General features: G+C 60.6%; 16 protein-coding genes. 8 read left to right on the plus strand and 8 right to left on the minus strand.

Annotation, left to right across the window (positions count from 1 at the left end):
• Positions 1-13: 13 nt before the first annotated feature.
• A complete protein-coding gene (locus WI754_RS12705; protein WP_349433788.1) occupies positions 14-331 on the plus strand; it encodes a DUF1236 domain-containing protein in 318 nt (105 codons plus the stop codon).
• Between the two features lie 71 nt (positions 332-402).
• Here WI754_RS12705 and WI754_RS12710 read toward each other — a convergent pair whose 3' ends face one another.
• Positions 403-1,596, minus strand: a complete 1,194-nt coding sequence (locus WI754_RS12710; protein WP_349433789.1) for a hypothetical protein — start codon at positions 1,594-1,596, stop codon at positions 403-405.
• 400 nt (positions 1,597-1,996) lie between these two features.
• Between WI754_RS12710 and parC the strand changes: the two genes are divergently transcribed.
• Positions 1,997-4,273 (plus strand): DNA topoisomerase IV subunit A, encoded by a 2,277-nt coding sequence (gene parC / locus WI754_RS12715; RefSeq protein ID WP_349433791.1) that lies wholly within the window; start codon positions 1,997-1,999, stop codon positions 4,271-4,273.
• 15 nt (positions 4,274-4,288) lie between these two features.
• Here parC and WI754_RS12720 read toward each other — a convergent pair whose 3' ends face one another.
• The 7 genes from WI754_RS12720 to hemB form a co-directional block, all read right to left on the minus strand.
• Complete coding sequence (locus tag WI754_RS12720) at positions 4,289-4,513, minus strand: AbrB/MazE/SpoVT family DNA-binding domain-containing protein (protein WP_349433792.1); 225 nt, start codon at positions 4,511-4,513, stop codon at positions 4,289-4,291.
• A gap of 114 nt (positions 4,514-4,627) precedes the next feature.
• Complete coding sequence (locus WI754_RS12725) at positions 4,628-5,191, minus strand: suppressor of fused domain protein (protein WP_349433794.1); 564 nt, start codon at positions 5,189-5,191, stop codon at positions 4,628-4,630.
• A 10-nt stretch (positions 5,192-5,201) separates the two neighbouring features.
• Positions 5,202-6,113 (minus strand): DMT family transporter, encoded by a 912-nt coding sequence (locus WI754_RS12730; protein ID WP_349433795.1) that lies wholly within the window; start codon positions 6,111-6,113, stop codon positions 5,202-5,204.
• A 9-nt stretch (positions 6,114-6,122) separates the two neighbouring features.
• Positions 6,123-6,887, minus strand: a complete 765-nt coding sequence (locus tag WI754_RS12735; RefSeq protein WP_349433797.1) for an arginyltransferase — start codon at positions 6,885-6,887, stop codon at positions 6,123-6,125.
• 176 nt (positions 6,888-7,063) lie between these two features.
• Positions 7,064-7,528: an RDD family protein gene (locus WI754_RS12740; RefSeq protein ID WP_349433799.1), complete on the minus strand. Its 465-nt coding sequence runs from the start codon at positions 7,526-7,528 to the stop codon at positions 7,064-7,066.
• A gap of 81 nt (positions 7,529-7,609) precedes the next feature.
• Positions 7,610-8,209 (minus strand): class I SAM-dependent methyltransferase, encoded by a 600-nt coding sequence (locus WI754_RS12745; RefSeq protein WP_349437805.1) that lies wholly within the window; start codon positions 8,207-8,209, stop codon positions 7,610-7,612.
• Positions 8,210-8,240: 31 nt separating this feature from the next.
• Entirely contained in the window at positions 8,241-9,257 is a 1,017-nt protein-coding gene (hemB, locus tag WI754_RS12750; RefSeq protein ID WP_349433801.1) for a porphobilinogen synthase, read from the minus strand.
• A 727-nt stretch (positions 9,258-9,984) separates the two neighbouring features.
• On the opposite strand from hemB, the gene WI754_RS12755 reads away from it, so the two are divergent.
• The 6 genes from WI754_RS12755 to WI754_RS12780 all read left to right on the plus strand — a co-directional run bounded on the left by WI754_RS12755 (position 9,985) and on the right by WI754_RS12780 (position 14,241).
• Complete coding sequence (locus WI754_RS12755; RefSeq protein WP_349433802.1) at positions 9,985-10,722, plus strand: GntR family transcriptional regulator; 738 nt, start codon at positions 9,985-9,987, stop codon at positions 10,720-10,722.
• Positions 10,723-10,787: 65 nt separating this feature from the next.
• Positions 10,788-11,528, plus strand: a complete 741-nt coding sequence (locus WI754_RS12760; RefSeq protein ID WP_349437806.1) for a transporter substrate-binding domain-containing protein — start codon at positions 10,788-10,790, stop codon at positions 11,526-11,528.
• 72 nt (positions 11,529-11,600) lie between these two features.
• A complete protein-coding gene (locus WI754_RS12765; RefSeq protein WP_349433804.1) occupies positions 11,601-12,272 on the plus strand; it encodes an amino acid ABC transporter permease in 672 nt (223 codons plus the stop codon).
• Positions 12,269-12,928: an amino acid ABC transporter permease gene (locus WI754_RS12770; RefSeq protein WP_349433806.1), complete on the plus strand. Its 660-nt coding sequence runs from the start codon at positions 12,269-12,271 to the stop codon at positions 12,926-12,928. Before WI754_RS12765 ends, WI754_RS12770 begins: the two co-directional genes overlap by 4 nt.
• A complete protein-coding gene (locus WI754_RS12775) occupies positions 12,906-13,631 on the plus strand; it encodes an amino acid ABC transporter ATP-binding protein (RefSeq protein ID WP_349433808.1) in 726 nt (241 codons plus the stop codon). The genes WI754_RS12770 and WI754_RS12775 overlap by 23 nt, the downstream gene beginning before the upstream one ends.
• A gap of 274 nt (positions 13,632-13,905) precedes the next feature.
• Positions 13,906-14,241: a hypothetical protein gene (locus tag WI754_RS12780; RefSeq protein WP_349433810.1), complete on the plus strand. Its 336-nt coding sequence runs from the start codon at positions 13,906-13,908 to the stop codon at positions 14,239-14,241.
• Positions 14,242-14,260 lie beyond the last annotated feature (19 nt).

A 14,260-nucleotide genomic window follows, 5' to 3' on the forward strand; every position in this document is an offset into this window, starting at 1 on the left:
AAGGAGAAAGAGCATGCGCAAGACAGTTCTGGCCGCCTCCGCGGTCTTCATGGCGCTCACGGGGCCGGCCTTTGCACAGGCCGTTGTCGTTGACCCCGGCATGACCAATTCGACCACCGTCGAGCTTCCGGGCGAGGTTCGCACCTACGTCTTGCAGCGTCAGGTTCCGTCGGTGGCCTATGAGGGTGCCATCGTTGTCGGACAGCCTTTGCCGGACACGGTCCAGCTTCATCTGGTCGATGGGCACCCCGATTATGCCTATTCCGTCGTTAACGAGCGGCGTGTGATCGTCAATCCGCAAAACCGCACGATCATTCAGGTTCTGGAATAGAGTGGATACAAAAAGAAGCCCCGGCCGTTCAAAGAAACGGCCGGGGCTTTTGATTGTCCGGTTGCCGGATATCAGTCGTTCGCCGTCACCTTGACGCCAAGTACGCTCGGTACCGTGTTCGGAGCGCCCATGGCGGCGCCGATGATCATCGGGAAAGGCACAGGGTTGGCCGGCTCGGCACTGATTGTCAGGCTCTTCGGCGCATCGAGATAGCTGTTGACCGCGGTCGAGACCTGGTTCTGCAGTTCCGGTACGTTGAGCTGCGCCATCATCAACGGCACCATGCCCTTCAGCGACTGGGCCAGCTGGTCGCCGGAAACGCCCTGCTGTCCACCGATGTAATCGAGGACGCGCTTGGTGATCGTCGCGTCGTCGAAGCGGATGGAGGCACTGTTGAAGGTCAACTGCTGGACGAGGCCCATCATCGCAAGGCCCATCGCCTGGTTCGCTTCTTCCTTGTTAGGATTGGCGGCCGCGGCTTTTGTCGCCTCCTGCATGGACTTCACGAAGTCCAGCGTATAGCCGGAAATATCGAAGGCGAGCGCAAGCCGGCCGACATTGGCGAAGTCGAAGGCGTATTCCTCAAGCGAAACATTGCCGGTGGCGATTTCCCAGCTGCCTTTCATCGTCATTTCGCCGTCAAGCGTCTTCAGGCCGAGCTTTTCGATCGCATCCTTGGCCTTGGCGTCTTCGACCTCGGAGAGATCGGCCTTGATGCCGGAAAGCGTCGCGTCGAAATCGAAGCCGGCGTCGCTCTCCTGCTTCGTCAGATTGGCTTCGGATTCCTCCATCGAGAAAACCTGCTTGCCCTTGACCGTGACCGTGACCGGGCCGGTGCCGGCGGTTTCGTAAAGAACGATATCGTTGATCGTGCCGCCTGCCGGATTACCGGGAATGGTCAATCCGCCCATCGTGATGTCCTTGGCGGTTATCGCGGCTTCGTCTTCCTTGATGTCGACATCCGGCAGCGTGACCGTCTCGGCATAATAGCCGCCGCCGTCTGTTTCCTCGACGCCTTCGAGCGTGACTTCGCCGACCTTGAAATCCTTGCCCGGGGCTGCAGTCGATTTGACGGTGACGCCCGTCAGCGTCACCGTCGTGCCGTCGACGGCAACATTTTCATAGGCGATGGAACCACCGCTGAGCGCGTAGGCGGCATTCAGCTTGGTGACGAGATCCGCGCCGTCGAGCGCGAAGGCCGGACCGGAAAGGCCGATGAAAGCGGAACTGGCCAGCATCAGACGGAGGTTGCGGGTAGGCATCATGAGGTGGGTCCTTTGTTGGAAAGGTTTAATTTGGAAGGCATTCCTAGTACGGATTAAGGCCGAAATATATTCAAATCCGTTTACAGAGTCATGTCGTGGCAGCGTTGCTGTTTTCATCGAAAACCGGCCTTCGAGGGCAACCACGATTGTTTGACGACGAGATTCACGGCGGGCAAGAACGGCAAATTTCGACAGGCTACGCATAAGGGGCCCTTGTATGGAATCGTTTTGAAGGCAGCGATCGGCGAATAGCACGTCTGCAACCATATGTGGTAGCGGGGCCTTGATGTATTTTCGACATCCCACACAGCCGTTGACGAGATCGCTGCGGCAGTGGTTCTCCACAGCGCAATGCCCTGCAATCCTTGCCGTTCAGGGCCTGTTGGGGTAGCAAGAAAGCATGGGACAAAGCCTTTTGCCGCCGTCGGGCGGAGACGATCATATTCTGCCTGTTGACCTCAAGGCGGCGCTGGAAGAGCGCTACCTTGCCTATGCGCTGTCGACGATCATGCACCGCGCGCTGCCGGATGTTCGCGACGGCCTGAAGCCGGTGCATCGCCGCATCGTTCATGCGATGAGCGAAATGGGGCTGCGCTCCAATTCGTCCTTCAAGAAATGCGCCCGTATCGTCGGCGACGTCATCGGTAAGTTCCACCCGCATGGCGACCAGTCGGTCTATGATGCCCTGGTGCGCCTGGCGCAGGATTTCTCCCAGCGTTATCCGATCGTCGACGGGCAGGGCAACTTCGGCAATATCGACGGCGACAGCGCCGCCGCCTATCGTTACACCGAAGCGCGCATGACCGATGTCGCGAGCCTGCTTCTCGAAGGCATCGATCAGGACGCGGTCGATTTCCGCCCGACCTACAACGAGGAAGACCAGGAGCCGGTCGTCTTGCCCGGCGCCTTCCCGAACCTTCTGGCCAATGGCGCCTCCGGCATCGCCGTCGGCATGGCAACGTCCATTCCGCCGCACAACGCGCATGAACTCTGCGATGCGGCGCTGCACCTGATCAAGAACCCGGATGCGACCATCGAAGACCTGATGTTCGATCCGAACAATCCCGAACGGGGCGGGATCGAAGGCCCCGACCTTCCGACCGGCGGCATCATCATCGACAGCCGCGAGAGCATCATCGAAGCCTACAAGACCGGCCGCGGCGGTTTCCGCGTCCGTGCAAAATGGGAAGTCGAGGATACCGGCCGCGGCGGCTATCAGATCATCGTCACCGAAATCCCCTTCCAGGTGCAGAAGTCGCGGCTGATCGAGAAGATCGCCGAGCTTCTTTTGGCCCGCAAGCTACCGCTCCTCGAAGACGTGCGTGATGAATCGGCCGAGGATGTCCGGCTCGTGCTGGTGCCGAAGAGCCGTTCGGTCGACCCGACGATCCTGATGGAATCGCTGTTCAAGCTGTCTGAGCTCGAAAACCGCATTCCGCTCAATATGAACGTCCTGTCGATGGGGCGCGTGCCCAAGGTGATGGCGCTGAACGAGGTTCTGCTCGAATGGCTGGACCATCGCCGCGAGGTCTTGCTGCGCCGCTCGCGCTTCCGGCTCGCCGCCATCGACCGCCGTCTCGAAATTTTGGGCGGCTATCTCATCGCCTATCTCAATCTCGATGAAGTCATTCGCATCATCCGGGAGGAGGACGAGCCGAAGCCCGCGCTGATCGAGCGCTTCACGCTCACCGACCTGCAGGCCGAATCGATCCTCAACATGCGGCTGCGCTCCTTGCGTAAGCTCGAGGAATTCGAAATCCGCACCGAGTTCGATGCCCTGTCGAAGGAGAAGGCGGAAATCGAGGCGCTGCTCGCCTCCGACGACAAGCAGTGGCAGACCGTCGCTTGGGAAATCGGCGAGGTGAAGAAGAAATTCGCCAAGGCCACCGAGATCGGCCGCCGCCGCACGCTGTTCTCGAACGCTCCGGAAGCCGATCTGGAGGCGATCCAGCAGGCGATGATCGAGAAGGAACCGATCACCGTCGTCATCTCGGAAAAGGGCTGGATTCGCGCGCTGAAGGGCCACATCTCCGACGTCTCGACGCTGCAGTTCAAGGAGGGCGACGGGCTGAAGCTGTCGTTCACGGCCTCCACCACGGACCGCATCCTCGTCGTCACCACCGGAGGCAAGGCCTATACGCTGGGTGGCGACAAGCTGCCGGGCGGACGCGGCCATGGCGAGCCGCTGCGCATCATCGTCGATATGGAAAACGACCAGGACGTCCTGACCGCCTTTGTCCACGACCCGGCCCGCAAGCTGCTGGTCTCGTCGGCGGCCGGCAACGGCTTCGTCGTGCCGGAGGTCGACATGGTCGCCAACACCCGCAAGGGCAAGCAGATCATGAACGTCGCCATGCCGGACGAGTCCAAGCTCGTCATCCCGGTGAAAGGCGATCACGTCGCAATCGTCGGCGAGAACCGCAAGATGCTGGTCTTCCCGTTGGCGCAGATCCCGGAAATGGGCCGCGGCAAGGGCGTGCGCCTGCAGCGTTACAAGGACGGCGGCGTCTCCGACATCCGCTGCTTCGCCATCGCTGACGGCCTCACCTGGGCCGACAGTGCCGGCCGCAGCTTCGTCAAGACTAAGGACGAACTCATCGAATGGCTGGGCGACCGGGCGTCTGCGGGCAGGACGGTGCCGAAGGGTTTCCCGCGGAGTGGGAAGTTTACGGGGTGATCGGGGACTGCGACGTTAGGAGTCGGCGAGGCGGCTCAGCGCAACTTTGTACTTTTCCATTGCGTATCGCGCAGCTTCAAGCTGGCGTTCAAAGTCGGGGTCAACAGCGCGCAGACGTATGACGTCGTCTGTAGCCGAGAGTTCAAGTTGATCGCCAGCTTTCCACCGAAGCTTTTTCAGCAGTGTTTTCGGAATGACAACGCCCTCCGCATTTCCAATTTTGCGCACTTTGATTTTCATCTCCGAAACTCCGTCCAGCGCATGGATTATGGCACTCGCGTCGTTTATGGACAACCGGCGATAGCAGGTCACATTATCCATAATGTCCGACACGGCGATCCCGTGAACGTATGGTTATTCGGCGATTTTCTGCTCGCGTTTGAAATCCCAGATGTCTGGATCCTGAGCTTCGAGGCTGTCCTCAAACCAATTCCAACCGCATTTGCCGATCAGCGCGACCTCTTTTGCTTTGATCGGAACGAGCAGCACAAAAATGACCGGTGGAACGACGTTCGAGAGTTCAGCAAAGCCATCATCGAACGGGGTCGGATTGGTTGCATAGACGGCGCTGACCGTTGCGCCCGCTGCCAGTGGACGGAAGGGATTTATCAGCTCGCCGCGCAATGCAGCCTGACTCCGTTCTTTGATATGTTCCGCGCAACAAAACAGAAAACTGGCAACGTCATCGCTTGGCAAAGACGTATGGGCTGAGATCAGTAGCTCTTGCCTGATTGTCTTCCCACCTTTGAGGTGGAGTTCGTATTCACTCAGGCCGAGTGTTGCGTAGGTTGCTATACCCTTTTCAGGCTGATCATCAAAACGCACGACTTGAATAAAATCCACGTCAGCATCAGACCATCCTTGAGAAATTCTCCCAAGATATCCTTCGAGATGCTCGGGTACTGAATTGAAGGTCATTCCATCACCCTCAGCCCGTGAATGGAAACTCGGTGGCCGCATCCTTGTCACGTCCAGACTTCCTCCGCATCTGCCACACCGAATGCCCGACCAGCGCAAGGATCAGCACGGCACCGCCGGCCAGCGTCTGCGCGGTCGGGACTTCCTTGAACACAATCCAGATCCAGATCGGCGCGAGGATGGTTTCGAGCAGGTAGAACATCCCGACTTCCGGGGCCGAAAGATAGCGCGGGCCGGTGGCGAGGCAGAAGAAGGCGAGCGGGATCATGACCAGGCCATCGAACATGATCCAGCCGGGATGGGCGATCGCCAGGCCCTCGGCGGGCGAGAGCAGGTAGCCGACGATGCCGGGGAAGATGGCGGTTGCCAGCGGCACCAGTCCCATGTCCCGGCCGCTGGCGCGACTGACGGTGATGGCTGAGGCAAGCAGCAGGGCCGAGCAGACGGCCATGGCATCGCCGAAGAAGTTGCCGCTCTGCAAACCGTCCTGGACGATCAGCCCGACACCGAACACCATCACGGACATCGTCACCAGCGTTGCGTTGGAAGGCCGTTCCTTAAGGAAGATCCAGGACAGCACGGCTGCGAACATCGAGGTGAAGGCGACGATGAAGACAACGTTGGCGGTTGCGGTGTTGAAGACGGACAGCAGGAAGGTGAAGGAGCCGAGACCGTAGAACAGTCCCGCCGACAGGCCCGCCATGCCCGGCACGAGCGCGATCGTCCGGCCGCGAAATTTATTGAGCACGACCCAGGCAATCAGCGCCACCGCGAACGTGCACAGGCTGCGGACGGCAAGCAGCGACCAGACTTCGCCTTCGGCGGAGCGGATCAGCGGGATGTCGAAGGAGAGGGCAAGGCCGCCCAGCCCGGTGACGAGAAGACCGCGGCGATGGTGGGCGGCATCAATGGTTTGGCTCAAGATTCAGTCCTATGCGGTGGCTGCGCTCTCGGCTGTATAGCGCTCCCAACCGCGGGCCATAAGGTGCTCCTGCGGCAGAAACTTTGTTTTATAGTCCATCTTGCGCGAACCCTTGACCCAGTAGCCGAGATAGACATGCGGCAGGCCCCGCTCTTTCGCCTTGCGGATATGGTCGAGGATCATGAAGGTGCCAAGCGAGCGGGCCGACAGGTCCGGGTCGAAATAGGAATAGACCATCGACAGGCCGTCGCCCATCTTGTCGGTGAGCGCGGCTGCGATCAGCGGCCCCTTGGCCTTGCCGATACCATCACCTTCGACCTTCAGACGGTATTCGATGATCTTGGTGTTCACATGCGTATCCTCCACCATCATCGCGTAGTCGAGGACGGACATGTCCGACATGCCGCCCTTCTGGTGGCGGTGGTCGAGATAGCGTCGGAACAGGCTGTATTGCTCGCTGGAGGGCTCGGCCGGGTATTCCGCCGAAACCACGTCGCTGTTGAGTGCGAGAATGCGCCGCATCGAGCGGGTGGGGGAAAACTCGCCGGCAATGATGCGCACCGAGATACAGGCCCGACAGGTTTCGCAAGCCGGCCGATAGGCGATGTTCTGTGACCGGCGGAAGCCGCCCTGCGTCAGGAGATCGTTGAGTTCGGGTGCCCGCTCGCCCACCATGTGGGTAAAAACCTTCCGCTCCATCTCCTGCGGCAGATACGGGCAGGTTGCCGGTGCGGTCAGGTAGAATTGTGGAGACGGTGCAGTTTGCGTGTTCATATGTTGCGGAGATCGCTCTTCGTGGCCGCTTCGAAAACATTAGCATGGCGCAAGATTGAAAAAGGTCAATCGCGACTTTTTGAACGTCGCGTCGCCATGCGATAAATCTATGTTTTCGGCTGTTTTCGCCGGGACGAGAGCGGGCGGCACCGCTGGCCACACGCCGGGAGGGCGAATCAGTAGATGCCGCGGCGGACCGTCACCGTGCCGATCAGAAGGTCGTGCAGCAGGCGGCCGCGGTCGGTGAAGAGACCGATCAGCAGGATCAGCGGCGTGAGTAGCGCGTTGGCGATCCAGAAGATCACCAGATGCACGATGGCGGTGAGGAAATCCATCGGCCGGCCGTCGGTGCGGGCAATCGCGATGCCCATCATGTTCATGCCGGGTGAAGCCTGTTTCGGACCGCCGACGGTCAGGCCGAAATAGAGCATGGCGAGACCGGCAAACAGCACGGGGTAGAGGAAGAAACCGAGGCCGAGCGTCAGGATGCCGAGGAAAAACACCACGACCGCTGCGGGAATCCACAGAAGGGCGACGATCGCATAGTCGATCACGAAAGCGATGACGCGGCGGCTCAGTACGCCCTGATAGGCCCGCCAGTCATTGCTCGGGATTCTCAAGTTTTCATCCTGCACAGTCATGGCCGTTCTCCATCGTCGATGGGCAGGCATATGGGGAGGGCGGGCGAAAAATGCAAATGGTGCGTGAAAATAAGGGCGCGTTCATGCCGAGCGGACGGTCGTTACGTGCAGCCATTCCGTGTTCTCGCCGTCGTAACCGCCACCGATATTCTCTTCGATTTCCATGCTCGTCCAACCAAGGGGCGCATATTGCGAGATCAGCCAATCGCGAGACGGATAGTTGTAGTAACGCTGGAACCGGTCGCGGCCTTCGGACGATCCCGCTTTGAAGCTGGCGTAGAAAACACCGCCTGACGTGAGAGCGCGATGAATGCGGGGCAGCACCGCGGCGAGTTCCGGCCGTGGGACATGCAACAGGCAGGCATTCGCCCAGACGCCAGCATAGATGCCGTCCTCGTCCAGTCGATCGAAGGCAAGAACGGTGACCGGTCGCCCCAGCAATCGTTCCGCCTGCTGCGCCATCTCCGGCGAACCGTCGGTCGGCGTGACGTCGAAACCGCGCGCCAGCATCACCTGACTGTCCTGACCGCCTCCACATCCCAGTTCGAGAATTTTTGCGCCAGCGTGCAGGGCTTTGAGGAAACGATCAAGACGCTCATTCTGCGTTGAACGCGATCGCCCGGAATAGGCTTCCGCTTCCTCCGCATAGAAGTTTAAGGTTTCAGCATCCTGACTGCCCACCATGCACCCTTCAGACAAGGCCCGGATATCGTTACGGCCGCTTCGCCAAGAGCCGCGCCACGTCCATGGCGAAATAACTCAGGATGCCGTCGCAGCCGGCGCGCTTGAAGGCGAGCAGGGTTTCCAGCATGACGCGCTCGCCATCGATCCAGCCGTTGGCAGCGGCCGCCTTGATCATCGTGTATTCGCCTGACACCTGATAGGCGAAGACCGGCAGGCCAAAACTTTCCTTCATCCGCCAGCAGATATCGAGATAGGGCAGGCCGGGCTTGACCATCAGCATGTCGGCGCCTTCCTCGACGTCGAGGGCTGCGTCGCGCATCGCCTCGGTGCCGTTGGCGGGGTCGATGTAATAGGTCTTCTTGTCGCCCTTGAGCAGCCCGCCGGTGCCGATCGCCTCGCGGTAGGGGCCGTAGAAGGCGGAGGCGAACTTGGTCGCGTAGGCCATGATGCCGACATTTTGGTGGCCTGCCGCATCGAGTGCTGCGCGGATGGCGCCGATGCGGCCGTCCATCATGTCGGAAGGGGCGATGATATCAGCGCCGGCCTCGGCCTGCACGACGGCAGCCCTGGCGATCTGCGCCACGGTTTCGTCGTTGACGATCTCGCCGTCGCGCAGGATGCCGTCGTGGCCGTGGCTGGTGAAGGGATCGAGCGCCACGTCGGTGATCACGCCGATGTTCGGTACGGCCTTCTTGATCGCCCGCGTCGTCTCGTTGATCAGGTTATTGGCGGCTAGGCTGTTGGAGCCGGTCTCGTCCCTGAGCGACATTTCGATGTTCGGAAAGGTGGCAAGGGCAGGGATGCCGAGATCGGCCGCTTCCCTTGCCGCCTCCACGGCCTTGTCGACACTCATGCGGTTGACGCCGGGCATCGCCTCGATCGGCTCGACGATGCCGGAGCCGGGAACGACGAAGATCGGCCAGATCAGATCATCGACCGTCAGCCGGTTTTCCTGCACCATCCGGCGCGTCCAGTCGGCCTTGCGGTTGCGGCGCATGCGCCGGTGGCCGGTGATGAGATCAACAGGGTTCGTCTTGTCGGTCATGTCGGTCGTCTTTCGGTCCTTCGTGTGCGTGGTGGCGGTTTATCATGCGAGACGGGCAAAGGAAAATGGTTGAGGTGCGGCACGTTTACTCTCCTCCGTGAGGCAGTTTGACGCGGCCTCAACGGTCAATAGCCACACCCGGAAAATCCGCCGTGGATTTCCTCATTCATACCTGGCCGGGGCGCTGAAAAGTGCCGAGACTAAGTAAATTATATATGACGCCTTCCAGCGCCCCGCTCGATGTCTGTCGACTGGCAACTGCGGTCTCTCTGCGGGGATGGCGGCACCTTTTTCCGGTACAGGGCGGCGCTCACGGCTTTCGCCGCTGCTCCGCGAAAGACGATGCTTGCGCACCACCAGTCGCCGGTCCTCATGTGTGCCTCACAGGCACGCCCCGTCCTGTTTCAGACGAGATTTTCTGACAGTCCACCGGGCAAAGGCTCACGTCCTTCCTCCACCCGGCACCGGCCCCGCCTCGCCGCGACGCCTCGCGGGGTAGCCGATGACGGAACGCAACGATCATGGCACAGGTTCTAAGGGCGGGGATCAGCGGGGATTTTGGCATCGCCAAAAGCAGGCCCTGCCATTGAGTTTTGCATTGCAACAAAAACCGTCAGATGACCGCGGCTGTTGCCGCCATTTTCATCAATCTTGCCGCGAGATATAGCTAATATATTGATTTGACGCACATAACGAGTTTGGCACGGCACTTGCTCGCCTGTCTGGTATGCAAGATTTACATACAGCACAGACAGCGCAGGGCGATATAGAGGAGGCGATCGTCGCCGGCATCCTCTCCGCCCGTATCAAACCCGGGACCCGCCTCAGCGAAAACCAGCTGGCGACACTCTTTGGCGTTTCGCGAACGCGGGTGCGGGAGGCGATGATGCGGCTGGAAACCCGCGCCATTGTCCATGTCAGCCCCCGCCGTGGCTGGTTCGTGGTCGAACCCTTGGCCGAGGAGGCCGTGACGGTCTATGCCGCCCGGCGCGTCATCGAATCCGGCCTGCTTCGCTGCATGAGCGAACTGACGGCCGCGGGAAGGGACAAGCTGCGCGCGCATCTTGCCGAGGAGAAGGCCGCAATTTCGGCGGGCGACAAGCAGCGGCTGATCTGTTTGATGGGCGATTTCCATATCCGGTTGGCGGAGCTGAGCGGCAATATCGTACTCATCGATATCCTGCGCGACCTGACGGCGCGGACCATCCTGATTTCGATGCTCTATCAGTCCGATTTCCACGCGATGCAGTCCCATATCGGCCATTGCGGCATCGTCGAGGCTCTGGAGGCCGGCGAGTTCACGAAGGCCGCCGAACTCAGCATCGAGCATCTCGAAGAGGTCGAGGAAGGCCTCGACCTGACGTCGCGCCCCGATCCGCTCTCGGAACTGCGCAATTCGCTCTCCCTTCCACCCGTGGCCGCAACAACGAAGAACGCGGCCGCCTCAATCATCCAGAAGAAATAATCGCAAAGGAGAACAGCATGACATTTGCAAGACATCTCATCACCGCGGCGATCACGGTCGCCGCCATGTTCGCAACGGCTTCGGCCTCCCGTGCCGATGCGCTCGCCGACATCACCGCCCGCGGCACGATCCGCGTCGCCGTCCCGCAGGACTTCCCGCCTTTCGGCAGCGTCGGCACCGACATGGCCCCGATGGGCTATGACATCGATACTGCCAATCTCATCGCAGAAAAGCTCGGCGTGAAAACCGAACTCGTTCCCGTCACCAGCGCCAACCGCATTCCCTACCTGCAGACCAACAAGGTCGACCTGGTGATTTCGAGCCTCGGCAAGAATGCCGAACGCGAAGCGGTGATCGACTTCTCCACGCCCTACGCCCCGTTCTTCAACGGCGTCTTCGCCCCCGCCGACGTTGCCGTAACCAAGGCCGAGGAACTTTCCGGCAAGACCGTCGGTGTCACGCGCGGCGCCGTGGAGGATCTGGAGCTGACCAAGGTTGCCCCGGCCGATGCCGTCATCAAGCGCTACGAGGACAACAACGGGACGATTTCAGCCTTCCTCTCCGGTCAGGTGGACGTGGTGGCGACGGGTAACGTCGTTGCGGCCGCTATCCTTGCCAAGAACCCGCCGAAGCGCCCTGAACTGAAGTTCCTGATCAAGAACTCTCCCTGCTACATCGGCATGAACAAGAACGAGCCGGCGCTGCTCGAAAAGGTCAACGCCGTCATCGCCGCTGCCAAGACGGACGGCACGCTCAACGGCATCTCCCAGAAATGGCTCGGCGCCGACCTTCCGGCCGACCTCTGATCGAATTGATGGTCGCCATCCCGCACGTCGCGGGATGGCGGAGCCGCCGTTGAAGATGAAGAGGGGCACAACTTGAACTATGTTTTCGAATTCGGCTGGTTAGCCCAATATTATCCGCAGATCGTCAAGGGCGTTCTGATAACGCTCGAGTTGATTGCCATCGGGGCGGTGCTCGGCATTTCGCTGGGCATCTTCTGTGCCTGGGCGCGGGCGCTGGGACCTTCATGGCTGAAGCCGATCGTCGCGACCTATGTCGAACTGATCCGCAACACGCCGTTCCTGATCCAGCTTTTCTTCATTTTCTTCGGCCTGCCATCGCTCGGCCTGCAGCTTGGCGAACTGACGGCTGCCAACATCGCGATGGTGATCAACCTCGGCGCCTATAGCTGCGAGATCATCCGCGCCGGCATCCAGGCGACGACGAAGGGCCAGTTCGAGGCAGGTGCCAGCCTTGCCATGACGCGCTTCGAGACCTTCCGCCATGTCGTGCTGGTGCCCTCGCTGCAGCGCATCTGGCCGGCGCTGTCCTCGCAGGTGGTCATCGTCATGCTCGGCTCGTCGGTGGTGTCGCAGATCGCCGCCGAAGACCTGACGTTTGCCGCCAATTTCATCCAGTCGCGGACCTTCCGGGCCTTCGAGGCCTATATCGTCTCGACCCTCATCTATCTCTGCCTCGCCATCCTGCTGCGCCAGGCACTGGCCGTCCTGGGCGGCTTCATCTTTCCCCGGAGGTTGGCGCGATGATCGAATTTTCCACCTGGGACATCCTGCGCAATCTCTTGCTGGCGACGCGCTGGACCATCCTGCTTTCGCTCGTCTCGTTCGTCGGGGGAGGGGCGGTCGGCCTGCTCCTGCTTTTCGTGCGCATCAGCACGCGCAAGGCGACGAGGGCCTTCGCCAAATACTACATCGAGCTGTTCCAGGGAACACCGCTCCTGATGCAGCTTTTCATTGCCTTCTTCGGCCTTGGCCTGTTCGGCATCGATGTTCCAGCCTGGCTTGCAGCAGGTCTGGCGCTCATCCTGTGGACCGCCTCGTTCCTTGCCGAAATCTGGCGGGGCTGCGTTGAATCGATCGCCAAGGGACAATGGGAGGCGTCCGCCAGTCTCGGCATGGGGCGGCTGCAGCAGATGCGCTACGTCATCTTTCCGCAGGCGCTGAAGATCGCCGTGCCGCCGACCGTCGGCTTCTCGGTCCAGGTCGTCAAAGGCACGGCGCTGACCTCGATCATCGGCTTCGTCGAACTGTCGAAGGCCGGAACCGTCGTCACCAACGCCACCTTCCAGCCCTTTACCGTCTACGGCCTCGTCGCCCTCATCTATTTCGCGCTCTGCTGGCCCCTGTCCAGGAGCAGCCAAATTCTCGAAAGGAAGCTCAATGTCGCTCATCGAAATCACTGAGGTCCGCAAAAGCTACGGCACCAACGAGGTTCTGAAGGGGATCAATCTCGATGTCGAGCCCGGCGAGGTCATCGCCATCATCGGCAAGAGCGGATCGGGCAAGTCGACACTGCTGCGCTGCATCAACGGGCTGGAATCGATTACGCAGGGCTCGATCTCCGTCGCCGGCGCGCAGCTGCTCGACGACGAGGTGCATCTGAAGGCGCTGCGGCTGAAGGTCGGGATGATCTTCCAGCAGTTCAACCTCTTTCCGCATCTGACGGTCGGCGGCAACGTCATTCTCTCCCAGACCGTCGTCAAGAAGACCGCGAAAGTGGAAGCCGAGGCGATGGCGCGCAAGATGCTCGACCGGGTCGGACTGGGGCACAAGTTCGATGCCTATCCGGACGAGCTTTCGGGCGGCCAGCAGCAGCGCGTGGCGATCGCTCGGGCGCTCGCCATGCAGCCGATTGCGCTTCTCTGTGACGAAATCACCTCGGCGCTCGATCCCGAACTGGTGTCGGAGGTGCTGGCGGTCGTCCGCGAGCTTGCGGCGGAAGGCATGACGCTCCTGATGGTGACGCACGAGATGAAGTTCGCCCGCGACGTCTGCTCAAGGGTCGTCTTCATGCACCAGGGGCGGGTGCACGAGATCGGGCCGCCGCAAGAGGTGTTCAACAGCCCGAAGACGCCGGAACTGCAGCAGTTTCTCGGGGTGCATTGAGGGGGGCGCGGCTGAGGCGGTGCGAGGCGTGGGCCAGGTTCTGCACCCGGCCCAACAGGCCACCTTCTCCCCCCGGGCAGAGAGTGACGCTTGCCGCGCCAACGAACCTGCCATCTATGTTTGTCCACCGATCCGATGCATCGGCAAATCATGCGCGATATAATTGTCTTGTATGTAAGCTGCAATTAGCGCATGTTTCGTGCTTCGGCAGCATTTTATGCGGGCGCTGCCGCTTGAGGGCCTTCATACCCTAGCCTCAAAAAAGGAGGACATCTTGTCTTCCATCATCCAGCAAGATTTTATCGATTCCATAGAGCTGAGATCCATCGACCGAACCCGCCACTGTGGCGTGGACTTGAAGCCGCCGGCTGCGACGTTGGCTGAGCGCTCCGAGCTGATATATTTTCTGCACAACCGGTTCAGACTTTCCGTGCGGATCAAGAATCCGCCTTTCCTGGGGAGCGGTGCGGATCAGCCCTTCTCGGATATGAACACGCCCTGTGTTTCCAAGGCGGGAATTGCGGTCTACACTTGGAAGAATGGGCGAAGCGCCCCCCATCAGGTCGTAAAACACTCAGTAGTAGACGGGGTGGGACCCGAAAATGTTTAGGCCCAGTTCAGCTGTCGCG

It is taken from the genome of Pararhizobium sp. A13, from assembly GCF_040126305.1.
Taxonomy (GTDB): Bacteria; Pseudomonadota; Alphaproteobacteria; order Rhizobiales; family Rhizobiaceae; genus Pararhizobium.

Excerpts from the sequence above, each read along its gene's own strand:
- WI754_RS12705 (WP_349433788.1), top strand. The coding sequence starts at position 14 with ATGCGCAAGACAGTTCTGGCCGCCTCCGCGGTCTTCATGGCGCTCACG.
- WI754_RS12710 (WP_349433789.1), bottom strand. The coding sequence starts at position 1,596 with ATGATGCCTACCCGCAACCTCCGTCTGATGCTGGCCAGTTCCGCTTTC.
- parC (WP_349433791.1), top strand. The coding sequence starts at position 1,997 with ATGGGACAAAGCCTTTTGCCGCCGTCGGGCGGAGACGATCATATTCTG.
- WI754_RS12720 (WP_349433792.1), bottom strand. The coding sequence starts at position 4,513 with ATGAAAATCAAAGTGCGCAAAATTGGAAATGCGGAGGGCGTTGTCATT.
- WI754_RS12725 (WP_349433794.1), bottom strand. The coding sequence starts at position 5,191 with ATGACCTTCAATTCAGTACCCGAGCATCTCGAAGGATATCTTGGGAGA.
- WI754_RS12735 (WP_349433797.1), bottom strand. The coding sequence starts at position 6,887 with ATGAACACGCAAACTGCACCGTCTCCACAATTCTACCTGACCGCACCG.
- WI754_RS12740 (WP_349433799.1), bottom strand. The coding sequence starts at position 7,528 with ATGACTGTGCAGGATGAAAACTTGAGAATCCCGAGCAATGACTGGCGG.
- hemB (WP_349433801.1), bottom strand. The coding sequence starts at position 9,257 with ATGACCGACAAGACGAACCCTGTTGATCTCATCACCGGCCACCGGCGC.
- WI754_RS12755 (WP_349433802.1), top strand. The coding sequence starts at position 9,985 with ATGCAAGATTTACATACAGCACAGACAGCGCAGGGCGATATAGAGGAG.
- WI754_RS12760 (WP_349437806.1), top strand. The coding sequence starts at position 10,788 with ATGTTCGCAACGGCTTCGGCCTCCCGTGCCGATGCGCTCGCCGACATC.
- WI754_RS12770 (WP_349433806.1), top strand. The coding sequence starts at position 12,269 with ATGATCGAATTTTCCACCTGGGACATCCTGCGCAATCTCTTGCTGGCG.
- WI754_RS12775 (WP_349433808.1), top strand. The coding sequence starts at position 12,906 with ATGTCGCTCATCGAAATCACTGAGGTCCGCAAAAGCTACGGCACCAAC.